At 71.0% G+C, this 19,608-nt stretch carries 18 protein-coding genes; 1 reads left to right on the forward strand and 17 read right to left on the reverse strand.

All coding sequences use genetic code 11. From position 1 onward, the window contains the following. The 15 genes from ABEB03_RS44415 to ABEB03_RS44485 all read right to left on the reverse strand — a co-directional run bounded on the left by ABEB03_RS44415 (window position 1) and on the right by ABEB03_RS44485 (window position 13,004). On the reverse strand, window positions 1–873 hold the full coding sequence (locus ABEB03_RS44415) for an LLM class flavin-dependent oxidoreductase (RefSeq protein WP_345658825.1): 873 nt from the start codon (window positions 871–873) through the stop codon (window positions 1–3). A 40-nt stretch (window positions 874–913) separates the two neighbouring features. After that, window positions 914–1,567, reverse strand: a complete 654-nt coding sequence (locus ABEB03_RS44420) for a dihydrofolate reductase family protein (protein ID WP_345658826.1) — start codon at window positions 1,565–1,567, stop codon at window positions 914–916. Window positions 1,568–1,686: 119 nt separating this feature from the next. Next, window positions 1,687–2,301, reverse strand: a complete 615-nt coding sequence (locus ABEB03_RS44425; RefSeq protein ID WP_345658827.1) for an OmpA family protein — start codon at window positions 2,299–2,301, stop codon at window positions 1,687–1,689. 3 nt (window positions 2,302–2,304) lie between these two features. After that, a complete protein-coding gene (locus ABEB03_RS44430) occupies window positions 2,305–2,901 on the reverse strand; it encodes a hypothetical protein (protein ID WP_345658828.1) in 597 nt (198 codons plus the stop codon). Between the two features lie 15 nt (window positions 2,902–2,916). Further along, window positions 2,917–3,525, reverse strand: a complete 609-nt coding sequence (locus tag ABEB03_RS44435; protein WP_345658844.1) for a pilus assembly protein TadG-related protein — start codon at window positions 3,523–3,525, stop codon at window positions 2,917–2,919. Further along, window positions 3,522–3,755 carry a hypothetical protein gene (locus ABEB03_RS44440; RefSeq protein ID WP_051370979.1) on the reverse strand — a complete coding sequence of 78 codons (234 nt, stop codon included), beginning with the start codon at window positions 3,753–3,755 and terminating at the stop codon, window positions 3,522–3,524. The genes ABEB03_RS44435 and ABEB03_RS44440 overlap by 4 nt, the downstream gene beginning before the upstream one ends. Window positions 3,756–3,872: 117 nt before the next feature. After that, on the reverse strand, window positions 3,873–4,604 hold the full coding sequence (locus ABEB03_RS44445; protein ID WP_345658829.1) for a response regulator transcription factor: 732 nt from the start codon (window positions 4,602–4,604) through the stop codon (window positions 3,873–3,875). Continuing rightward, complete coding sequence (locus ABEB03_RS44450; RefSeq protein ID WP_345658830.1) at window positions 4,597–6,033, reverse strand: sensor histidine kinase; 1,437 nt, start codon at window positions 6,031–6,033, stop codon at window positions 4,597–4,599. The genes ABEB03_RS44445 and ABEB03_RS44450 overlap by 8 nt, the downstream gene beginning before the upstream one ends. Then, window positions 6,033–6,923 (reverse strand): DUF5936 domain-containing protein, encoded by an 891-nt coding sequence (locus ABEB03_RS44455; protein WP_345658831.1) that lies wholly within the window; start codon window positions 6,921–6,923, stop codon window positions 6,033–6,035. Before ABEB03_RS44455 ends, ABEB03_RS44450 begins: the two co-directional genes overlap by 1 nt. A 13-nt stretch (window positions 6,924–6,936) precedes the next feature. Continuing rightward, a complete protein-coding gene (locus ABEB03_RS44460; RefSeq protein WP_345658832.1) occupies window positions 6,937–7,878 on the reverse strand; it encodes a type II secretion system F family protein in 942 nt (313 codons plus the stop codon). A 64-nt stretch (window positions 7,879–7,942) separates the two neighbouring features. After that, on the reverse strand, window positions 7,943–9,283 hold the full coding sequence (locus ABEB03_RS44465) for a CpaF family protein (protein ID WP_345658833.1): 1,341 nt from the start codon (window positions 9,281–9,283) through the stop codon (window positions 7,943–7,945). Window positions 9,284–9,301: 18 nt separating this feature from the next. Further along, entirely contained in the window at window positions 9,302–9,667 is a 366-nt protein-coding gene (locus tag ABEB03_RS44470) for a TadE family protein (protein ID WP_345658834.1), read from the reverse strand. Continuing rightward, a complete protein-coding gene (locus ABEB03_RS44475) occupies window positions 9,664–11,280 on the reverse strand; it encodes an AAA family ATPase (protein WP_345658835.1) in 1,617 nt (538 codons plus the stop codon). The genes ABEB03_RS44470 and ABEB03_RS44475 overlap by 4 nt, the downstream gene beginning before the upstream one ends. A 38-nt stretch (window positions 11,281–11,318) precedes the next feature. Next, a complete protein-coding gene (cpaB, locus tag ABEB03_RS44480) occupies window positions 11,319–12,032 on the reverse strand; it encodes a Flp pilus assembly protein CpaB (protein ID WP_345658836.1) in 714 nt (237 codons plus the stop codon). 90 nt (window positions 12,033–12,122) lie between these two features. After that, entirely contained in the window at window positions 12,123–13,004 is an 882-nt protein-coding gene (locus ABEB03_RS44485) for a hypothetical protein (protein ID WP_345658837.1), read from the reverse strand. Window positions 13,005–13,419: 415 nt separating this feature from the next. Here ABEB03_RS44485 and ABEB03_RS44490 point away from each other — a divergent pair, with 415 nt between their 5' ends. Further along, window positions 13,420–15,114 carry a chitinase gene (locus ABEB03_RS44490; protein ID WP_345658839.1) on the forward strand — a complete coding sequence of 565 codons (1,695 nt, stop codon included), beginning with the start codon at window positions 13,420–13,422 and terminating at the stop codon, window positions 15,112–15,114. Window positions 15,115–15,255: 141 nt separating this feature from the next. On the opposite strand, the gene ABEB03_RS44495 is transcribed toward ABEB03_RS44490, so the two are convergent. Then, a complete protein-coding gene (locus tag ABEB03_RS44495; RefSeq protein WP_345658841.1) occupies window positions 15,256–15,603 on the reverse strand; it encodes a hypothetical protein in 348 nt (115 codons plus the stop codon). Window positions 15,604–15,621: 18 nt separating this feature from the next. Further along, window positions 15,622–19,608: RHS repeat-associated core domain-containing protein (locus ABEB03_RS44500; RefSeq protein ID WP_345658842.1), on the reverse strand; the 3,987-nt coding region annotated here is incomplete at its 5' end.

A 19,608-nucleotide genomic window follows, 5' to 3' on the forward strand; every position in this document is an offset into this window, starting at 1 on the left:
TCAGCGGACGAGGGGGCACACCTCGCGCGCGGCGAAACGGATGAAGCCCTCGGGATCGGGCTCGTCGGCGGTGGGCTGGAGGACCACGGTGTCGGCGCCCGCGTCCGCGAGGCGCCGCACGGCCTCGGCGACGGCCTCCGCGTCCCCGGCGACTCCGCGGTCCGGCACCGGGTTCTCGCCGTCGGCCTCGATCTCGGCGCGCAGCCGGGCGGCGGCACCCGGCCCGGTGGCGGTGAGGAGGTAGACGACCACCGGGTGGTGTCCCGTGCGGCCCGCCGCCCGCCGGCCCTCGTCGATGAGGCCGCGGGCGCGGCGTACGCCTTCGGGGGTGGTGGAGGCGGTGAGGATGGTGCCGTCGGCGGCCTCGCCCGCGAGCCGGAGCGTGCGCGGGCCGGTGGCACCCGTGAACACCTCGGGCACCTCCGCAGGCGGCCAGTCCAGCGCGACGCCGTCCAGCTTCACGTACCGTCCGTCCGTGGTCACCCGCTCGCCCCGCAGCAGGGCGCGCAGGGCCTCGAGGTGCTCGCGCAGCAGGGTCACGGGCGACTCGGCCCGCGCGCCGACCTGCCCCATCCAGTCCTGGACGCCGTGGCCCACGCCCAGCACCGCGCGTCCCGGGAACAGGCGGTGCAGAGTGGCGGCCTCCATCGCGGTGACCGCGACGTTCCGCAGGGGGACGGGCAGCAGGCCCACGCCCACCCGCAGCCGTTCCGTCCAGGCGAGCGCGGCCGAGGCGGCGGAGACGCCGCCTTCGAGGAAGCAGTCCTCCCACAACCACAGTTCTTCGAGGCCTTCGGAGTCCGCCAGTCGCGCGAGCGAGCGGAGCCGCTCGGGAGGCAGTTGGGGCCGGAACACGGCACCGAGTCCAGTCATACGGCCTTCCTACCGAGGGCGGGTGTCGCGGACAACCGCATTACGCCTCGGTGGTGTTGCCGCTGTCACCGGCTCCGGCACCCTTGATCCCGACTTCGGCCCCGGCCTGCGTCCCGCCGACCGTGACGTCCGCATCGGCGCGCTCGTACCGCAGCAGTACGACCCCATTGCCGAAGGGCCGTGACTCGACGAGCCGGAGCCGGGTCATCGAGTCCGTCTCCGAGAAGAGGCGTCTGCCCCGGCCGAGCAGCACCGGGTGCACGTACACCCGGAACTCGTCGACGAGGTCGTGCCGCATGAACTCGGCGGCCAGCTCGGCCCCGCCGAGTCCCAGGTCGCCCAGCGACCGCTGCTTCAGCTCCCGGATGCTCTCGGGCACGACCTGCGGCACGATCGTGGTGTGCCACTCGGCCCGCTCCAGCGTCCGCGAGAACACCACCTTGGGGATGTTCCGCCAGATCCGGGCGAACTCCACCATCGTGGGTGGGCTGTCGGGGTCCTTGTCGGCCGTCGGCCAGAACGCGGCCATCAGCTCGTACGTCACGCGCCCGCTCAGCAGGGCGCCCATGTGCCGGATCTCCTCGTTGAAGTGCGCGTGCAGTTCCTCGTCGACGAGATGCCAGTCGATCTCGCGGTTCGGTCCCTCAAAGAATCCGTCGAGGGACACCGACATCATCAGGATGATCTTTGGCACGGGGTCGTCACCTCACCGAAGGCGGACGTCGGGGTTCTGGGGCGCCTCATTGTCACTCCCCCACGGCCGTCCCGGACCCTACGGCACCACGACGGCGCGGCGCCGCCACCTGCCGCGCCTCAGCCGCCCCGCGGGAACGTCACCTCCACACGGCGGTTCTTCCTGCGGCCCTGCTCCGAGGTGTTGTCGGCGATCGGGTAGTCCTCGCTGTAGCCCCGCACCTCGAACGTGATGTCCGTCGAGCCGAGGTCCCCGGCCAGGACGTCGTGGACGGCTTCGGCACGCTTCTTCGACAGGGTCAGCCCGTGCGCGTAGGAGCCGAGGTTGTCGGTGAAGCCGAAGACCCGCACGGTCGTCGCCTTCTGGGCCTTGATCTCGTCCGCGATCGCCTGGATCCGGGAACGGGCCTCCGGGTTCAGCTTCGAACTGTCCTTGGGGAAGAGCACCTCCGCCTGGAGCGCGAACGACACGTCCTCGTTCGTGTCCTCCCGGCGTTCCTCTCCGCCGAGGTCCTCCACGACGGACTTGATGTCCAGCACCTTCGCAGGCGCGAGCGTGGCGCCGTCGGCGAGCTTCAGCCCGGGGCTGTTGGCGTCCACTTCGGGGGGCGGGGAGGTGGTGACGCTGCCGGGTGGGGCGCTGGGGTCGTCGTCGGCGTACGCCGGGCCGGAGGGGAGGCCCAGAGTGACCAGCACGGCTAGGGTCGTCGCGGTGCCACGGCGGCTGAGGGCCATGGGTCAGCCCTCGGAGATCTCGATGGCGGCGGGGGGCATGGTGCCGACCTGGAAGTCGACCTTGGTGGTGCCTTCCGGGGGAGCGGGGAATTGCGCGTACCACTCGGCTGTGCCGCCCGGGCTGATCTGACCGCTGAACTTCGTGCACAGGCAGCGACCAGAGGTGTCCCTCAGAACGAGGTACTTCTTCTTGCCTTGGGTGTCCACCAGGTTGGCACCTGCCAGAGAGCCACCGTTCTTGCGCAACTCCCGCTCGTCACTGACCCAGTTGGCGCCGAGCCAAGACTTTGCACCATCGTTCCTCACGTTGCCCGACACCGTGACGAAGCCTCCGGCATCACGGACAGCAGAATTGATCGTGACGGAGATGTCGCCGTCCTTCGCCGTCGCCAGGACCTTGTCCGCGGATGGCGTCTGTGACTGCTTCTGACCGCCCCCGTCATCCTTGCCTGACGAGGAAGGCGCAGAGGACTCCGCCTTCGGCTTGCCCTCGTCGTCGCTGCCACCTCCGCCGCAGCCCGTCACCATCAGGAGCAAGCCACTCAGGACCGTCGCCGCGCTCAGTGCGCTGCGGCCCCTCATGGTGTGCCGAAAGTCCATGGGTACGGGTTCCTCTCACTCGGCCAGTCGCACGGAGAACAGCACGGACGCGTCCGGGAGGTCGTCCGGATCGAAGTCCCCGGGATCTATGGTCACGATCTCCCCGTCACAGCTCAGTTCGACGGGTTTCTCGGGATCCGCGTCCGGATCGAAATCGCAACGCGGCTTGACGATGGCGACGGCATGGGCCGTGGCCCGTTTGTTCTCCGTGCCGGGAATGATCGAGTCGCCGACGGTGTAGTTGGTCCGGATGTCGGCCTGATACCCGGGATAGCCGTTCTTCGTGACGGGTTGTACGCCTTGGAGCGTCGAGTCGTTCTCCGCGGCCAGCTGCTGGGCCGCGGCCGCCGCACCCGTGCCGGGGAGGTCCTGGCCGCCGTCCAGCCAGTCCAGCCAGTCGTCGTCCTGACCGATGGCATCCGTCAGGTGGTCGATCAACTCGTCCCGGGCGTCCTGCGCCGCAGCCAACGCCGCAGCGTCCGCCGCGGATTGAGCTCCATTGCGGGCGGACGCTGCCTGGGCGAACGCGAAGAAGGCGAACGCGGCGAAGAGCAGAATCCCCGTCAGCCAGATGTAGATCGGGAGAGTCTGCCCTTGATCGCCGCGAAGGCCTGTGGCCGTCAGCCGCCGCCGATGACCTGATTCACGGCGTCCCCGATCGCGCCCGAGATCAGCCCGTCCAGCCCCAGTTGATCGATCAGCGTGAAGATCCCCGCAATGATGATCATCAGGCCCGCATACTCCACGAACCCTGCCCCGGCGTCCCGCTTCCGGCCGCGCATCCGGTCGGAGACCGTGCTCGCCCAGGTTTCCACGCGAACCGTCGCCCTGAGCTTCCAGTCCTTCGTCACCACGGCCCCTGCCCTCCCACCCGACGCCACAATCACCGACCCGTGCACCGTACGTGAGAGAGCGCCTACTGCGAGTGGGCCCAGGGGCCCAACTTCCCCGGCTCGGGGCGAGGGGCGGCGTCATCGGGTCCACCCCTCGCGCGTCGTGCCCAGCCACTGGGCGATCGCTTCGCTGCGCGAGGAGGCGTGCAGCTTTGCGAAGATGCGGTTGATGTGATTCTTGACGGTCTTCTCGCTGATGAAGCAGGCGGCGGCGATCTGCTGGTTGTTCATGCCGGACGCGATGAGATCCATGACCTCCACCTCCCTTGAACTCAGGCCGAAGTCGGCCTGACCGGGGGCGCGGCGGTGCAGTCCCGCCGCGTGTGCGAGTCGAGCCTTCGACGACTGTGCCACAACTGATTGCAGATGCGAAGGGATTTCGTTCGGTTCGTGCGAAACGCCGGGAGAAACCGCGCCAGTGGGCCGCCCCGCCCGCACATCCCGTACCGCGGTGATGAGTTCGGCGGCGGTGAACTCGCCGTGGACGAGGTAGCCGGAGGCGCCGCGGCGCAGCGCTTCGGCCACCACCTCGGGTTCGCGGCTGTAGGTCAGCATCATCACGGGGGCGAGCCGGGACAGCCGGGGCAGGGCCGTGAGGCCGTCCGTGCCGGGCATGCGGACGTCGAGGAGGACGACGTCCGGGCGGAGGCGCGCGGCGGATTCGAGGGCCTCGTCGCCGTCCGCCGCCGCGGCGACGACCTCGATGTCGGGGTGGCCGCCCAGCAGGGCGGTGAGTCCCGCCCGGACGACCGGGTTGTCGTCGGCCACGAGTACGCGCAGGGGCGGGCCGGAGAGTGCCTGGTCAGGCATGAGCGGCCTCCTGTCGGGGGGTGTGGGGGGCGGCTGCGGGGAGCGGGAGCGTCAGGTGGATCTCGGCGCCTCCCTGCATGGGTCGGCGCAGGAGGAGGCGAGCGCCGAGGGTGGCGGCCCGTTCCGTCATGCCGAGCAGACCGAAGTGGCCGGTTCTCGTCAGGTCGGCGAGGTCGTCGAGGGTCGCCCCGGGAGGAAGGCCGGACCCGTCGTCCCGTATCCGGAGCGCGAACTCGTGTTCGGAGACGTCGAGTTCGACGGTCACGTGGGTGGCGTCGGCGTGGCGGTGCACGTTCTCCAGGGCTTCGAGGGCGATCGCCAGGACGTGCCGGGCGGTGGTGCGGGGCAGGACGGGAGGGCCGCCGCGGTGCCGCAGGTCGGTGGCGAGGTGCGTACGGGCCTGGAAGTCGGCCGTGCGGGTGCGGAGTTCGGTGAGGAGGTCGGTTTCGGGCGGTGCGGTCAGGTCGGTGTGACGGCGCAGGTCGCAGAGCAGGGCCCGGGACTCGCCGGCCGCGAGGCGTGCCGCGTCGGCCACCGTCGCCGCCTGACGCTTGAGCGTGGCGGGGTCGCCGGAGTCCGCGGATCCGGCCAGTGCCTCTGCCGCGAGTGCGAGACCGTGCAGGGTCTTGGCGACCGAGTCGTGCATCTCCCGTGCCAGGCGGGCCCGTTCGGATTCCACGGCTTCCGCGACGGCGAGCCGGGAGGTCGCCTCGGCCAGTGCCTGGCTGGCGGTGCCGAACCGGAACATCAGGTTGCGCAGGGTGACGCCGATGATGCCGGCGCCGATGCAGAAGCCGGCGATGAGGAGAGCGTTGGCCCCCGCTCCGGGACGGTGTTCCCAGGCCCGGAAGACGGTGAGGAGGACGATCAGCTGGAGTCCGGTGAAGACGCCGCTGCCGCGCCAGCCGTACAGCAGGCCCGACAGGAGGGGGGTGCAGACGGTCGCGTACGCGAGTGGTGAGGCGGGCGACGCGGTGAGCAGGAGTACCGCTCCGAAGGTCAGGTCGACGGCCATCAGGGTGGGGTGGGCCAGCAGCCGGGGGCCGAAGCGCTCCCAGTCCCTGAGCATGGCGTACGAGCCCATGACGCCGAGCACGGCGGCGGCGAGGACCGCGTGGCGCGGCAGGCCGTCGGCCGCGTTCGTCATGGCGAAGGGGGCGCCGATGGCGATGGCCGCCAGCCGTACGGCGAAGGCCTGGCGGCACAGCGCCTGGAGTGCGTTGAGCTGGAGGCGGACGCTGCCGGGGGGCGGTGCGTCGTCCGCCAGGTACCCGGCGCCGCCGCCCTTGGGCCAGCCGGGACGGAGCCGGCCGGCGAGGCGGCGGAGGCCGGTGGCCGCGCGGAGGCTCCGTCGCCCGGCGAGGCCCGTACGGGGCCGGGGGCCGTGGGTCGGAGACTGGACGCCCGCACGGGCGCGGAGGCCGTTCATCAGCGGCCCAGGATCGAGCCGAAGTCGGTGCCCGACCCGAGGAACATGCCGGTCGCGATGAGGATCATCGTCGCGGGGAGCATGAAGACGAGGGTCACCATGGTCGCCTTGGGGATGGTCTTGGCGGCGCGGCGCCGGGCGTTCTGGGCGTCGGTGCGGCGCATGTCGGTGGCGAGCTGGATGAGGGTCTCGGCGATCGGGGAGCCGAGTTCCTCGCCCTGCTGGAGGGCGGAGACGAACTGGGAGACCTGTTCGGAGGAGTTGCGTCTGCGCAGTTCGTCGAATGCCTGGCGGCGGCTGACGCCCATGTCCATCTGGCGCAGGGTGATGCGCAGTTCGTCCGCCCACGGGCCCTCGTACTTCTCGGCGACCCGGTCGAGGGCCTGGCGGAAGCCGAGGCCGGCGGAGACCACGACGGCGAGGACGTCGAGGAAGTCGGGGAGGGTGCGGTCGATGACCTCCTTGCGTTCGCGGACGGCCTGCCAGATGAGGGCGTCGGCGGCCAGCAGGCCGAAGGCGAGGGCCAGCGCGGCGAAGAGGAGCTGTCCGTTGGAGAGGAAGACGAAGGCGAGGACGACGCCGAAGATGCCGTAGACGGCGCGGCGGGCCGCGTAGCGGTTGAGGGTCAGGCCGCCGGGGTTGCCCGCCATGTCGATGCGGCGGCGCTTGGCGTCGACGCGGCGGGGGCCCATCAGGCGCAGCACCGCGGGCGCGAAGCGCATGCCGAGGCGGTCGACGGCCGAGTCGGCCTTGGAGACGCGGCTCGCGCCGACCTCCAGGGCGAGGGAGAGGTCGCTGGGGAGTCTGGCCTCGGCGCGGATCATGCGGATGCCCAGGAGGACGCCCGCGACGGCCGCGCCCATCAGGACGGCGAGCAACAGCGGCAGCATGGTGATCCCTCCCTCACACTTCGATCTTGCCGAGGCGGCGGATGACGAAGAAGCCGACGGTGTAGAGGCCGAGGGCGAGCAGGACGAGCCCTTGGCCGAGCGGGGAGCCGGTGACGCGGGCGAGGGCTCCCTCGTTCGACGAGTTGATCAGCACCAGTGAGCCGACGCCGAGGAACGGGACGGTGAAGGCGGTGGCGTTCACCTCGGAGAGCATGGTGCGGACCTCGCGGCGGGTCTCCTTGCGGTCCTCCAGGGTCTGGGTGAGGTTGCGCAGGGAGCTGACGACCGAGCCGCCCGCCTTGTTGGCGAGGACGAGGGTGGTGACGAGGACGATCAGCTCGCGGGAGGGCAGGCGTTCGGAGAGTTCGGCGAGGGCGTCGTCGACGGTCCTGCCCAGCGTCAGCTGGTCGGCGACATGGGCGAGTTCCTCGCCGGCCGGGGCCTCCAGTTCCTCGGCCGCCATGGCGAGGGCGGTGCGCAGGGCGAGTCCGGCGGCGGTCGCGTTCGCCAGCAGGCGTGCCACGTCGGGCAGTTGGTTGATGAAGGCCTCGATGCGTTTCTGTCGCTGCCAGTTGAGGAAGATGGCGGCGCTCCAGACGCCCACGAACGCGGCGATCGGGCCGAAGAAGGGGGCGAGGGTGGCGGCCGCGATCAGCCAGAGGGCGACGACGACGGCGGTGACGTAGGTGAAGAACTCCCCTGCGGTCAGGTCGAGTCCGGTCGCGGACAGGCGCAGGTGGATCGTGCGGCCGAGGCGGGTGCGGCGCAGCCGGCGGTCGATGCCCGCGAAGCGGCGTACCCGGCCCGCCGCGGTGCGCAGCGGGCCGCCGCCGGAGAGCCGGTCGACGAGTGCCTGTCGCTGGGCACGGCCGGAGGCGTACGTGTGGAGGCCCGCGACGGCGAGGGTGCCGCACAGCACGGTCGCGCCGAGGGCGAGGAGGGCGGGGTTGTTCACGACTCGCTCCTCTCGGTCGTGGGCGGCGTCCGGCGGCCTGCCCGGTGCTTCCCGGTCGTGGACGTCATCCGATGGCCTGCCTGGTGTTGAGGACGTCGATGGCCTCGGTGACGCCGAAGGCGGGCGGCAGCGGCTCGTTGGCGACGTACAGCCTCTGCGCGACGACGCGCGGCAGGGGGAGGTGTTCGAAGTGGCCGTGGACGACGCGGTCGGGTCCGGCGGGGCGCGGCACGAAGCGGGTCACCGGTGTGACGCGGAACTGTTCGCGGCCGTGGGAGACGAGCAGGGCGATCTCGGTGATCTTGCGGGAGCCGTCGGCGTGCCGGGTGAGCTGGACGACGACGTCGACGGCGGAGTTGATCTGGTCCTTCAGGGCCTCGAAGGGGATCTGCACCTCGGACATCGAGCCGAGGGTCTGCAGACGCATGAGGGCGTCCTCGGCCGAGTTGGCGTGGACGGTGGCGAGCGATCCGTCGTGGCCCGTGGACATGGCCTGGAGCATGTCGAGGGTCTCGCCGCCGCGGACCTCGCCGACGATGATGCGGTCGGGGCGCATGCGCAGGGAGTTGCGGACCAGGTCGCGAATGGTGATCTGCCCCTTGCCCTCCACGTTCGGGGGGCGGGACTCCAGGCGGATGACGTGCTCCTGCTGGAGCTGGAGCTCGGCCGAGTCCTCGATGGTGATGATGCGCTCGTGCGAGGGGATGAGCCCGGACAGGGCGTTCAGCAGGGTGGTCTTCCCGCTGCCGGTGCCGCCGCTGACGATGACGTTGAAGCGGGCCCGTACGAAGGCCGCGAGCAGCATGAGCATCTGTTCGTCGAGCGAGCCGAGCCCGATGAGTTCGGGGAGGGTGTAGGCGCGCGGGAAGCGGCGGATCGTGAGGGTGGGGCCGGTGAGGGCGAGCGGCGGGATGATGACGTTGACGCGTTCGCCGGTGGGGAGGCGGGCGTCGACCATCGGGTTCGACTCGTCCACGCGCCGGTTGACCGTGGAGACGATGCGTTCGATGGTCTGCATGAGCTGTTCGTCGGAGGCGAAGCGCAGGGGGAGCTGCTCGACGCGGCCGGCGCGCTCCACGAAGATCGAGTCCGGTCCGTTGACCATGATCTCGGTGATCGACGCGTCGGCGAGCAGTGGTTCGAGGACACCGAGTCCGAGGGCCTCGTCCACCACGCGGCGGATCAGCTGGGAGCGTTCCGCGGAGGAGAGCACCGGGCCCTCACGGCTGATGATGTGGCCCAGTACGCGTTCCAGGCGTACCCGGCGCTCGGCCGCCGCGAGGCTCGACATCTCGGCGAGGTCGATCTCCTCGAGGAGCTTGGCGCGGTAGACGGCGACGAGGTGTCCGTCCTCACGCCCTGGTCCCCCCTCGTCGGGGGCGGCGATGCGGGATCGCAGGCTCATGGGTGCGGCTCCTCCCGGTCAGTCGTCGGTGGGCATGGTGGCGTGACGGGTCACGTCCCAGCCGCCGAGGAAGGGGATGACGGAGGGGACGTGGACGGTGACGGTGGCGGTCGTGGTGTCGGCGCCCTTGGCCGGCTGCGGCACGGCGGGGTCCAGCCATCCGCTGACGGCGGCGTTCCCAGCTGCCACTCCGTCCCCGTCGCGCTGCGAGGCGGCCCGGGCCGCGGCGCGCGCTCCCGAACCGGCCTGGTTGACGCCGTAGCCGACGAGGCCGAGCTGGATGGCGGCCATGCCGATGAGGAGCAGGATGGGCAGGAACCCGGTGAACTCCAGGATGGAGACGCCGCGGTCGTCCCAGCGGCGGCGCGCTGCGGGCGGGCTCATCCGTCGTCCCCCTCCAGTGCCGCGCCCGCGCTGCCGCTCACGTGCCAGCCCGCGTCGAAGCCCGGGAAGAACAGCGGCACGTCGACCTCGACGTCGGCCTTCATGACGGGGCCCGCGGGGGTGCAGGCGATGTCGGCGTCCTTCCAGGCCCCGGGCAGATGCTTGCCGCCCGCCGCGCCGCAGGCGCCCGCGTAGTCCCCGTCGACCGCGTAGGCCGCCGTCGCGGCGCGGGCCGCCTCGTCGGCTGCGTTCCCGGCCAGGGAGTACGAGTAGCCGTACAGCACGCACTGCCACAGGATCGTCATGACGACGAGCAGCAGCGGGAACATCCCGGCGAATTCGAGGGTGACCGCGCCCCGGTCGCCGCCCCGGCGCCGCAGTGTCAGCGCGCCGCGGTCCGCGGGCGCCTTGCGGCGCCGGCCTCCTCCCCCGCCTTCCTGCGCGGCGACCAGGCCCAGCTCGCCGGCGAGCGTCCACAGGGCCTGCTTCACGGTGGAGCGGCTGTCGAGGTCCTGGAGCCGGCCGGCGTCGACGACGGACTGGAGTTCCTTGAAGGCGGCGGGGACCGAGGTCCGGGCGACCCTGGTGCCGGTGACGCGTTCGACGAGGGAGGGCTGGATCTCCGTGGCGCGGGTGTGCCGGTTGACGACCGTGGTGGTCTCCTCGGCCTTGCGGATCTGGAGGCGGTCCCACATGCGGACCATGCGCTTGGCGGCCCGGACGGCGACGACGTCGGGGGTGACGAGGAGCAGCGCCTGGTCGGCCATCTCCACGGCCGCCGCGGTGGCGGCGTTCATCTGGGAGCCGCAGTCGACGACCACCACGTCGTGGCGGGAGCGCAGGGTGCCGAGGACCTGGCGGGTGACCCGGTCGGTGACCTCTTCGCCGCGTTCGCCCTCCGCGGGTGCCAGCAGCAGGCCGATGCCGCTGTCGTGGGTGTACACGGCGTCCTGGAGGACGCGGTGGCTGATGTCGCTGATGCCCGCCAGGTCGGCGACCGACCTGCGGAACTGCACGTCCAGGTAGGACGCCACGTCGCCGGACTGGAGGTCCAGGTCGAGCAGGGCGACGGTGCGGCCGGACGCGCGCGCCGCCAGGGCGAGCTGGACGGCCGTGACGGTGGCGCCGACGCCGCCCTTGGCGCCGGTCACCGTGAGGACGGCGCCGCCGGGGCCGGTGTACAGCTCGGGGGTTCCGCTGTGCAGGTGGCGGCGCATGCCGGCGGACCAGGTGGCGGCCGCCTGGACGCGTTCGGCGAGCGCGTCGTAGCCGAGGGGCAGGCCGATGATGCCGCGGGCGCCGGAGTCCATGGCGGCGGTCAGCACGGCGGTGCTGTTGTCGGCGGTGATGAGGACGACGCCGACGGCCGGGAAGCGCATCACCAGGTCGCGGATCAGCTCCAGCGCCGGGACGGGGCCGATGCGTTCGTGGACCAGCACCACTTCGGGCAGCTCGTCGAGGGACTCCGCGGCGAGGCGGGCGAGGGTGTCGAGGAGGGCCGTGGAGTCGGGGACGGGAGGGGCCGGTTCGGCGTCGGCGAGCTGGCTGAGCAGGGTGGTGAGCGCCCGGGCCGAGTCGATGTCGCCGACGGCGGGGAGGATGCGGATGGTCATCGGCGAAGCCCCCCGGGGACGGTCCTCATGCGCGCCTCCTACTTGTCCTCGTTGAGGGTGTACGTGCGGTCGCCGGGCGCGACGAACGCGTCGGAGCCGCCGGCGACCAGGGCGAGACGTACGTGTTCCGCGAACGACTCGGCGTACGCAACGCGTTGGGCGTCGGCCGTGTCGAGCGCGAAGGTGATCGGGACGGCCTGGTTGGCGCTGTTGCGGCGGTCGGAGCTGGACTGGCCGGGGTCGAGGGCGGTGAGCTTGCCGACGTCGATGACGCGGGCGTTCTCGACGATGACCTTGGACTGGTCGGTGCCCTTGTCGTTCTCGGCCTTGAAGGTGGCGTAGATGTTGACCCGCGAGCCGGGATTGATCTTGCCGGCGACCCCGGTCGACGCGTCGATCATGATCGCGATCTCCTGCTGACCCGCGTCGAGCGCGGGCCGGTCCACGATCATGTCGGTCTGGAGCAGCGAGCCCTTCTCCAGCCGGGTCACCGCGATCTTGCCGCGGATCTGGGAGAGGCTGGTGACGGCGGTGGAAGACAGCCAGCGCTCGGGCATGGAGATCTTCTGGAACTGGTCGGCCGTCAGCTCCTTGTAGGGCGCGATGTCGCCCTTGAGTCGGTACGCCGCCACCTCCGGTCCGACCTTGGAGTTCACGTCGCGGATCACCGAGAGCACTCCGGCGAAGGCGCCGAGGGCGCACAGGGCCGAGAGGACCAGCAGGATGACGCCGCGGCGCTGGCGCGAGTTCACTACATCTCACCTCGGTGATGGAGCATGATCCGGACAACCTCGATCTGCGGGGGACGGCGGGGTCGATCGGTCGTGCTGGTACGCGTGCGCCTAGGTGGCACCCCGGGGCAGGGCGCGTACGGAGGATGCTGCCCGGACGGCGGTGGCCGGAAGCTCCTGTGCGGGTGGTGGCGGCAGCGGTGCGGCGCAGAACCCGCAGCGGTCACCGATGAGTTCGAGGCCGCACCAGTGGCACTCGTCGCGTCGGACCGACGACACGAGCTGGTAGAGCACGGAGACGTCATGGAGTCCGGCGGCGAACTCGGTGAGCCGTGACGTGCCCCACCAGCGGGCCGATTCCTGCGGCAGCGGGACGGTCGCGACGCCCTGCACGCGCCAGCCGGGCGCGAGGGTCGCGGTGACCCAGTCGGAGGGCGGCTGGCCGGCGGCGACGTGCATCCGGGTGCCGAACTCGGGCCCGGGGAGCTCCTCCTGGCCGACCCTGACGAGTTCGGGCCGCGGGTTGGCGAGGACCGCGAACTGCGCTCCGGGGACCCAGGACTTGGCGTGCGACTTCAGGGACACCGGGACCCGGTCGAGCTTGGTGACCGAGCCGAGCAGGGCTCCGGCGTAGATGTAGTGCGCGAGCAGGCGGGCCGCGGAGGCGAGCACTCCGGGGCTGAAGTCGCAGACCGAGAGCTGTCTCAACTGCTGTGCCAGCAGGGCGAGTCCGAGCGGCGGCAGGTCGACGGCGAGCAGCGCGACGCGGTCGCTCTCCAGCACGGAGCGGGCGGTGTGCAGCCGCTGGACGACGGAGTCCCCGACGGAGGACGAGTGCAGCGCGATGACGTATCCGTGCTGCTCGACGAGGGCGTGCAGCGCGGTGAGGGAGCTTTCGAGGGTGTCGAGCGGATGGACGACCGCGGGCGGGGTCTGCCGATCGTGCGGCGGAAGCACCAGGTCGGGACTGGTGACGGCTATCGCGGTCGGCACGCTGCACACACCCCGTTCGCTGCGGCGGGGTGGTCAACCACCGCCTCAGATCGCCCCTTTATCGCCATGGAACGTCACAGATGGCCACAGATCGTCACTGTGACGTCCTCTTGCATCAGCACCATATCCACGGCATGCCCCGCTCAACACCGACTTCGCGAGATCAACTCACCGAAGGTGGGGGCGTGATCAACGGAGAGTGATCCGAATATGCCACAACTCCACTCTCCGGCCGACCTGTTGAGGAGTTCACGGACTCCGGAGGTCTTGACAACCGAATTGGTCTGGACCAACTTGTACACCCAACGGTGGCCACCGTTCCGCACCTCCCCGTACGCCTCCCCTTCTTCCCCCCTTCCCTCCCCCATTCCCTCCCCTTCCCCTCACGGAGGTCCCAGTGGACCGCGTATCAGGCATGCCCGGACGCAGACGCGTCTGGGCGGGGCTCCTCTCCGCCGCGCTCGCCGCGTCTGCCCTCACCCTCACCGGCCTGGCCACCGACGCCGCGGCCGCCGACGTCAACAACGCCAAGAACGGCGGCTACGAGTCGGGCCTCGGCAACTGGACGTGCTCCGCGGGCAGCGGCACGACCGTCTCCTCGCCGGTGCACGGCGGCTCGGCGGCCCTGAAGGCCACGCCCGCCGGGCAGGACAACGCCAAGTGCACCCAGACCGTCGCGGTCAAGCCCAACTCGACGTACACGCTGAGCGCGTGGGTCCAGGGCGGCTACACCTACCTCGGCGCGACCGGCACGGGCACCACCGACGTGTCGACGTGGACGCCCGACTCCTCGTCCTGGAAGCAGCTGACGACGACGTTCACCACCGGTTCGTCGACGACCTCGGTGACCGTCTACACGCACGGCTGGTACGGACAGGCCGCGTACTACGCGGACGACCTGTCGGTGTTCGGACCCGACGGAGGCGGTGGCGGCGACCCGGCCCCGACCGTCCCCGCGGCCCCCGGCGGCCTGGCCGTCTCGTCCACGACGTCCTCGTCCGTCTCGCTCGCCTGGAACACGGTCTCGGGCGCCACGGGCTACAACGTCTACCAGGGCGCCACGAAGGTCCAGTCGGTGACGGGCACCTCCGCGACCGTCTCCGGACTCGCCGCCTCCACCTCGTACTCCTTCCAGGTCACCGCCACGAACTCGGCCGGTGAATCGGTCAAGTCGTCGGCCGTCACCGGCACCACGAACGCCTCCTCGGGCGGTGGTGGCGGCACCGTACCGGCGCACGCCGTGACGGGCTACTGGCAGAACTTCAACAACGGCGCCAAGGTCCAGAAGATCTCCGACGTCCAGTCGCAGTACGACATCATCGCCGTGGCCTTCGCCGACGCGACCGGTACGCCGGGCGCGGTGAGCTTCAGCCTCGATTCGGCCGGGCTCGGCGGCTACACCGTCGACCAGTTCAAGGCGGACATCAAGGCCAAGCAGGCCGCGGGCAAGAAGGTCATCATCTCCATCGGCGGCCAGAACGGCACCGTGTCGGTGAGCGACTCCGCGTCCGCGGCGAACTTCGCCAACTCCGTCTACTCCCTGATGCAGACGTACGGCTTCGACGGCGTCGACATCGACCTGGAGAACGGCCTCAACGCGACCTACATGACGCAGGCCCTGCGCTCCCTGTCCTCGAAGGCGGGCTCGTCCCTCGTCATCACGATGGCCCCGCAGACGATCGACATGCAGTCCACGTCGAACTCCTACTTCCAGACGGCCCTGAACATCAAGGACATCCTCACCGTCGTCAACATGCAGTACTACAACAGCGGCTCGATGCTCGGCTGCGACGGCAAGGTGTACTCGCAGGGCTCGGTGGACTTCCTGACGGCCCTCGCCTGCATCCAGCTGGAGGGCGGCCTCTCCCCGTCGCAGGTGGGTCTCGGCCTCCCCGCCTCCACCAGCGGCGCGGGCAGCGGCTACGTCTCCCCGACGATCGTGAACAACGCCCTCGACTGCCTGGCCAAGGGCACCAACTGCGGCTCCTTCAAACCCTCCAGGACGTACCCGGGTCTGCGCGGCGCGATGACCTGGTCGACGAACTGGGACGCGTCGGCGGGCAACGCCTGGTCGAACGCGGTGGGACCGCACGTGCACGCGCTCGGCTGACCCCTCCCCGTCAGCAGGACGAAGGTCCGGCCCCGGCTGCGCCACAGCCGGGGCCGGACCGCGTCCGGGGGCGACGGCCGCGCCGCGGCCCCTACCGCCGTTGCCGGGCCGCGACGGCCCCACGAGCGGCGGCGCCGCGCCTCACGAGAACCGCTGGGGCAGTTCGCCGGAGTCCCACAGCCTGTCCAGGTTCCGGAAGAAGCCGCCGAAGTCCTTCGCCATGGCGGCACGTTCGTCCGTCGACAGCTTCTCCATCGGGTCGGTGAAGTCGAAGGTCCCGAGGTCGGGTCCGGTCCACCCCTTGAAGCGCCGGCAATTGGCGCACCACATGTAGCTGATCAGTGAGGGGCGCACGCGGATGTGGCTGCGGTACACGTAGGTGCGCACCGCGCAGTGGCCGCAGGCGGGACAGACCCGCTCCGACTGGTCCTCGTAGAACTTCGGGCCCGCCACCAGTTCCCTGACCTGGTCCGCGTCGAACTCTCGCATGCCTGCTTCCTCGTTCACTCAGCCGCCTCGGGCGCGGAACCGTTCGAGCATCTGCTGCCCGTACAGCTCCGCCATTTCCTCGTCGCCGGGCGTCGTGATGTACGCCCTGTCGTTGTGGGCGTCCTGCATCCCCCGACGAGCCGCCTGCTGATGGTGGTGCATGGTCTCGTGGAAGACTGTACTGACCGCCTCGTCCATGCTGCGCAGGCCGAGGTCCGAGATCTCGATCACGGGACGTCCGCGCGGCCCCAGCATGGGGAAGCCGGCCGCGGTGTGCGGACTGTTCCCGAAGGCCGGACCCAGGGGCCCGTCGATCTGGGGGACGTGCACGATGTCGTAGTGCTCGACGGACATCCCCCGCCGGCCGAGCGCCATCCGCAACTGTCGGACGCTCACCGCCGGACCGAGCTGTCCGCCCGGCACGCGCTGCGAGGCGCCACGGTAGTGGTTGATGATCGCCGGGCCGCAGGGGGCGAGTCCCAGCGGGTCGCTCCACACGAGCGGGTTGTCCGTGTACGCGTAGTCGTTGGGCGCCGGGTCGAGTCCCAGGGGGTCGGGCGTCAGATAGCGCCCTGTCGCCGAGTCGTAGTAGCGGTGCCGGTTGTAGTCGAGCCCGGTCTCGGGGTCGTTGTACTGGCCCGGGAACCTGACCGGGCAGTCGATGTCGTCGCCGGCCGTGGGCTGTCCGGCGCCCCAGACCGTGGCCCGGCGCCGCCAGGTCACCCGCCCCTGGGCGTCGACCAGTTCGCTCGACGCTCCGGCCAGATCGGTCACGATGGCGCGGAACCGCACGTCGACCTCGTCCTGTGACAGACCTGCCGGTTCGATCCTGTCGACCTGCGCGAGGGGGCGCGGGACCGGCGCGGGCGAGAACTCCCACGTCGTCACGTGCCGGGCGGAGTCGGGCGCCGCTCGGTGTGTCTGTTCGGCGAGGCTGTCGCGGTCCCAGACGAAGACCGTCTCGCTCCGCGTCCGCCCGCTGTCGTCGACGAGCCGCTTGGAGATCCGGCGCCCCAGCGGGTCGTAGGCGTACCGCCAGGTGGTGCCCTCGGGTGTGCCCGCGGTCAGCAGCCGGCCGAGCGTGTCCCAGGTGTAGCTCCACGTCCGGCTCCCCCCGGACAGCAGCCGCACGGTCCTGCGCACGACCCGCCCGTACGCGTCGTACGTGTAGCTGATCCGGCCGGAGCGTCGCAGCCGTGTGCCGGCGGCGACCGCGTCCTCGCCGGGATTGCCCGCCGTGGCCTCGCTCATGTTCCCGGCCGCGTCGTACGCGTACCGCTCCGTCCATCCCGCCGCGTCGACGCCGATGACACGTCCTGCGGGATCGAGTGCGTAGCGGCGGGCCCCGTCCGCCCAGGCATCGACGCCGGTGGGTATCCCGTCGGGCCGGTACGTGTAGCGGCGCCTCTCCTGCACACGCCGGTCCGCGGCGGCGACCAGCGTCTGCTCCGTCAGCCGGAAGTCCTCGTCCCAGCTCTGCGAGAGCACCCGGGACGTGCCGAGGTCACGGCCGGTCTCGCGGCCCGCCGCGTCGTAGGCGAAGCGCAGCGACTGCGGGCCGATGTGCAGAGCCGCGGGACGGTGTCCCGGGTCGTACTCCCAGCGGCTGACGACGCCCTCGGGGGTGGTCCGCCGCGTGCGCCGCCCCAGCTCGTCGTAGCTGCTGGACACGGTGCGTCCGTTGCAGGTCTCCGCGATCAGCTGGCCTGCGGCGTCGTAGGCGAACTCCACCTCCGCGTGCGCGTTGGCCACACGGATCATGCGTCCGGCCGGGGTGTAGGAGAAGACGGCCGTCTCGTCGGCGCTGCGCCGCGTGACGACGTTGCCCGCGGTGTCCCGTTCGTAGTGGACCGTGTGGTCCGGTCCCTCGCTCCGCTCGACGAGCTGTCGTGCCGCGTCGTGGCGGTAGGTGATCCGGCGGCCGTTGAAGTCCTCCTCGGTCACCGTGTTGCCCACCGGGTCGTATCCGTACGACCACACCGCGCCGCCGGCGTTCGCCACGCTCAGCAGCCTGAGTTCGCTGTCGTAGGTGAACGTCAGGACCGAGCCGTCCGGGGTCGTCCGCGTCCTGACGAGGTCGAAGGGGCCGTAGGTCCAGCGTGTGGAGCCGCCCGCCGCGTCACGATGCTCCAGGACGTTGCCCTCGCCGTCGTAGCGCCAGTGCTCCGTGGCCCCGCTCGGCTTCGTGCGCCAGGCCAGCCGCCCCTCGGGGGTCCAGCCGAAGCGCGAGACGCCGCCGACGGGATCGGTGCTCTCGACGATGCGGCCGAAGGCGTCACGGACGCAGGACGACACCGCGCCGGCCGTGTCCGTGACCCGGCGCGGCAGACCGGCCCCGTCGCGCTCGACGCGCCGTACACCGCCCAGGGCGTCGACGGTCTCGACGAGACCGCCGTGATCGTCGTAACGGTGCCGGGTGACGGCACCGCCCGGGTCGGCGGTCGCCACCAGATCGCCGCGCTCCCCGTACGTGTGGAAGGCCTGTGCCCCGTCCGGGTCGGTGGCGTGCACCGGCAGACCGAGACCGTCGTGGGCGAGCGTCGCGGTGGTGCCCTCGGGGTACTCGACCTCGGTGTTCCGGCCGTGCTCGTCGTAGCGGTACCGGGTGGTGCGGCCCAGCGGATCCGTGATCGTCCGCAGCCGGTCGTACCGGTCCCAGGTGCGGGTGGTCGTGTGGCCGAGCGGGTCGGTCTCGGTCAGGAGCTGGAGGGTGTCGCTGAAGGTGTAGAGCGTGGAGTGGCCCAGCGAGTTCCGTACGGTGGTGGTGCGGGCGTTCTCGTCGTACGCGTAGGCGTAGTCGAGGATTCCGTCCGTGCCGCCCGCGTGGACGCATCGCCCCTGCCGGTCGTACGTGTAGCCGTACCAGGTGCCGTTGCGGTCCTCCCAGCGGGTGACACGACGCCGGTCGTCGTAGGAGAACCTCAGGGGAAGCCCCGAGGAGTCGTGAACCTCGGAGAGGTTGCCGCGCTCGTCGTACGCGTAGCGCACCAGGACCGGCTGCCCGGGGGCGCTGAGGAGGTTCATGGCGGTGACTCGGCCCGCCTCGGCCGTCACTCCGACGCGGTAGCCGCCGTGGTGGGTGATCGTCTCGGGTGCGCCGTCGGGGGTGTAGGAGATGCGCAGCGTGTTGTCGTGCCGGTCGGTGACCGCGTCGAGGAGGAGTTCGGCGCCGGTGGAGCCGGGCTGGGCCCGGAAGTGCAGGCTGCGGCCCGTCTGGGGCTGCCGGACGGTCATACGGCCGTCCGGGCCGTCGGTCCACTCCAGCGGCCAGCGGGGGCCTTCGACCGGCAGGACGTCCAGACCGGGCTCGGGCACGGGATAGATCAGCACCATCCCGTCGTCGGCGACGAACCGCACCCCGTCGGCGTCGAGCAGCAGACGCTGATCGAGGGTGGAGATCCAGCTGGGCCCGAACCAGCGGCCCGAGCGGGCACCGGTGCGGTGGTGGCGTTCCACGGCGAGCGGCAGGATTCCCGGCAGGAGCACGTCCCGGGCCGACATGACCATCTGGCCGGTCGCCACGTCGATCGGGTCACCGCGGGTGAAGAGCGTCTTCATCTGCCGCGCGCCCGAACGGGCGCCCTTTGCAAGTCCCTTGAGCCCGAGGGCCATGCCTTTCAGGCCGGTCTTGCCGAAGGCCTTCAGCCCCTTCGCCAGTCCGCCGAGAGTGGTGATCCCCTTGCCGCCGGGTATGCAGTCCAGCGCCGCGAACGCCACGTCCCACAAGGAGGCCTGGCCCTTGCGATATTTGTTGAGCGTGTCCGCGAGGACGACGAGCGCGGCGATCAGGACGATCGCGCCCAGGATCGGCCCGCCGATGATCATCGCGATGATCCCCACCACCGCGACAACCACCTTGCACACCGCGACGATGGTGTCCCAGTTGTCGGAGAACCAGTCCCCGACCTCCTCCCACCACTTCCGGTTGTGGATCCCCGCGTCCGACGCCTCGTCGATCTTCGTCTTCGCCGTACGAGCGGCCTCCTCGCGCATCTTCCGCGCGTC

The organism is Streptomyces siamensis, from assembly GCF_039543605.1.
GTDB lineage: Bacteria > Actinomycetota > Actinomycetes > Streptomycetales > Streptomycetaceae > Streptomyces > Streptomyces siamensis.

Coding starts and splice junctions, on each gene's coding strand:
- ABEB03_RS44415 (WP_345658825.1), bottom strand. CDS start 873: ATGACTGGACTCGGTGCCGTGTTCCGGCCCCAACTGCCTCCCGAGCGG.
- ABEB03_RS44425 (WP_345658827.1), bottom strand. CDS start 2,301: ATGGCCCTCAGCCGCCGTGGCACCGCGACGACCCTAGCCGTGCTGGTC.
- ABEB03_RS44430 (WP_345658828.1), bottom strand. CDS start 2,901: ATGGACTTTCGGCACACCATGAGGGGCCGCAGCGCACTGAGCGCGGCG.
- ABEB03_RS44445 (WP_345658829.1), bottom strand. CDS start 4,604: ATGCCTGACCAGGCACTCTCCGGCCCGCCCCTGCGCGTACTCGTGGCC.
- ABEB03_RS44450 (WP_345658830.1), bottom strand. CDS start 6,033: ATGAACGGCCTCCGCGCCCGTGCGGGCGTCCAGTCTCCGACCCACGGC.
- ABEB03_RS44455 (WP_345658831.1), bottom strand. CDS start 6,923: ATGCTGCCGCTGTTGCTCGCCGTCCTGATGGGCGCGGCCGTCGCGGGC.
- ABEB03_RS44465 (WP_345658833.1), bottom strand. CDS start 9,283: ATGAGCCTGCGATCCCGCATCGCCGCCCCCGACGAGGGGGGACCAGGG.
- ABEB03_RS44470 (WP_345658834.1), bottom strand. CDS start 9,667: ATGAGCCCGCCCGCAGCGCGCCGCCGCTGGGACGACCGCGGCGTCTCC.
- ABEB03_RS44475 (WP_345658835.1), bottom strand. CDS start 11,280: ATGACCATCCGCATCCTCCCCGCCGTCGGCGACATCGACTCGGCCCGG.
- ABEB03_RS44490 (WP_345658839.1), top strand. CDS start 13,420: ATGCCCGGACGCAGACGCGTCTGGGCGGGGCTCCTCTCCGCCGCGCTC.
- ABEB03_RS44495 (WP_345658841.1), bottom strand. CDS start 15,603: ATGCGAGAGTTCGACGCGGACCAGGTCAGGGAACTGGTGGCGGGCCCG.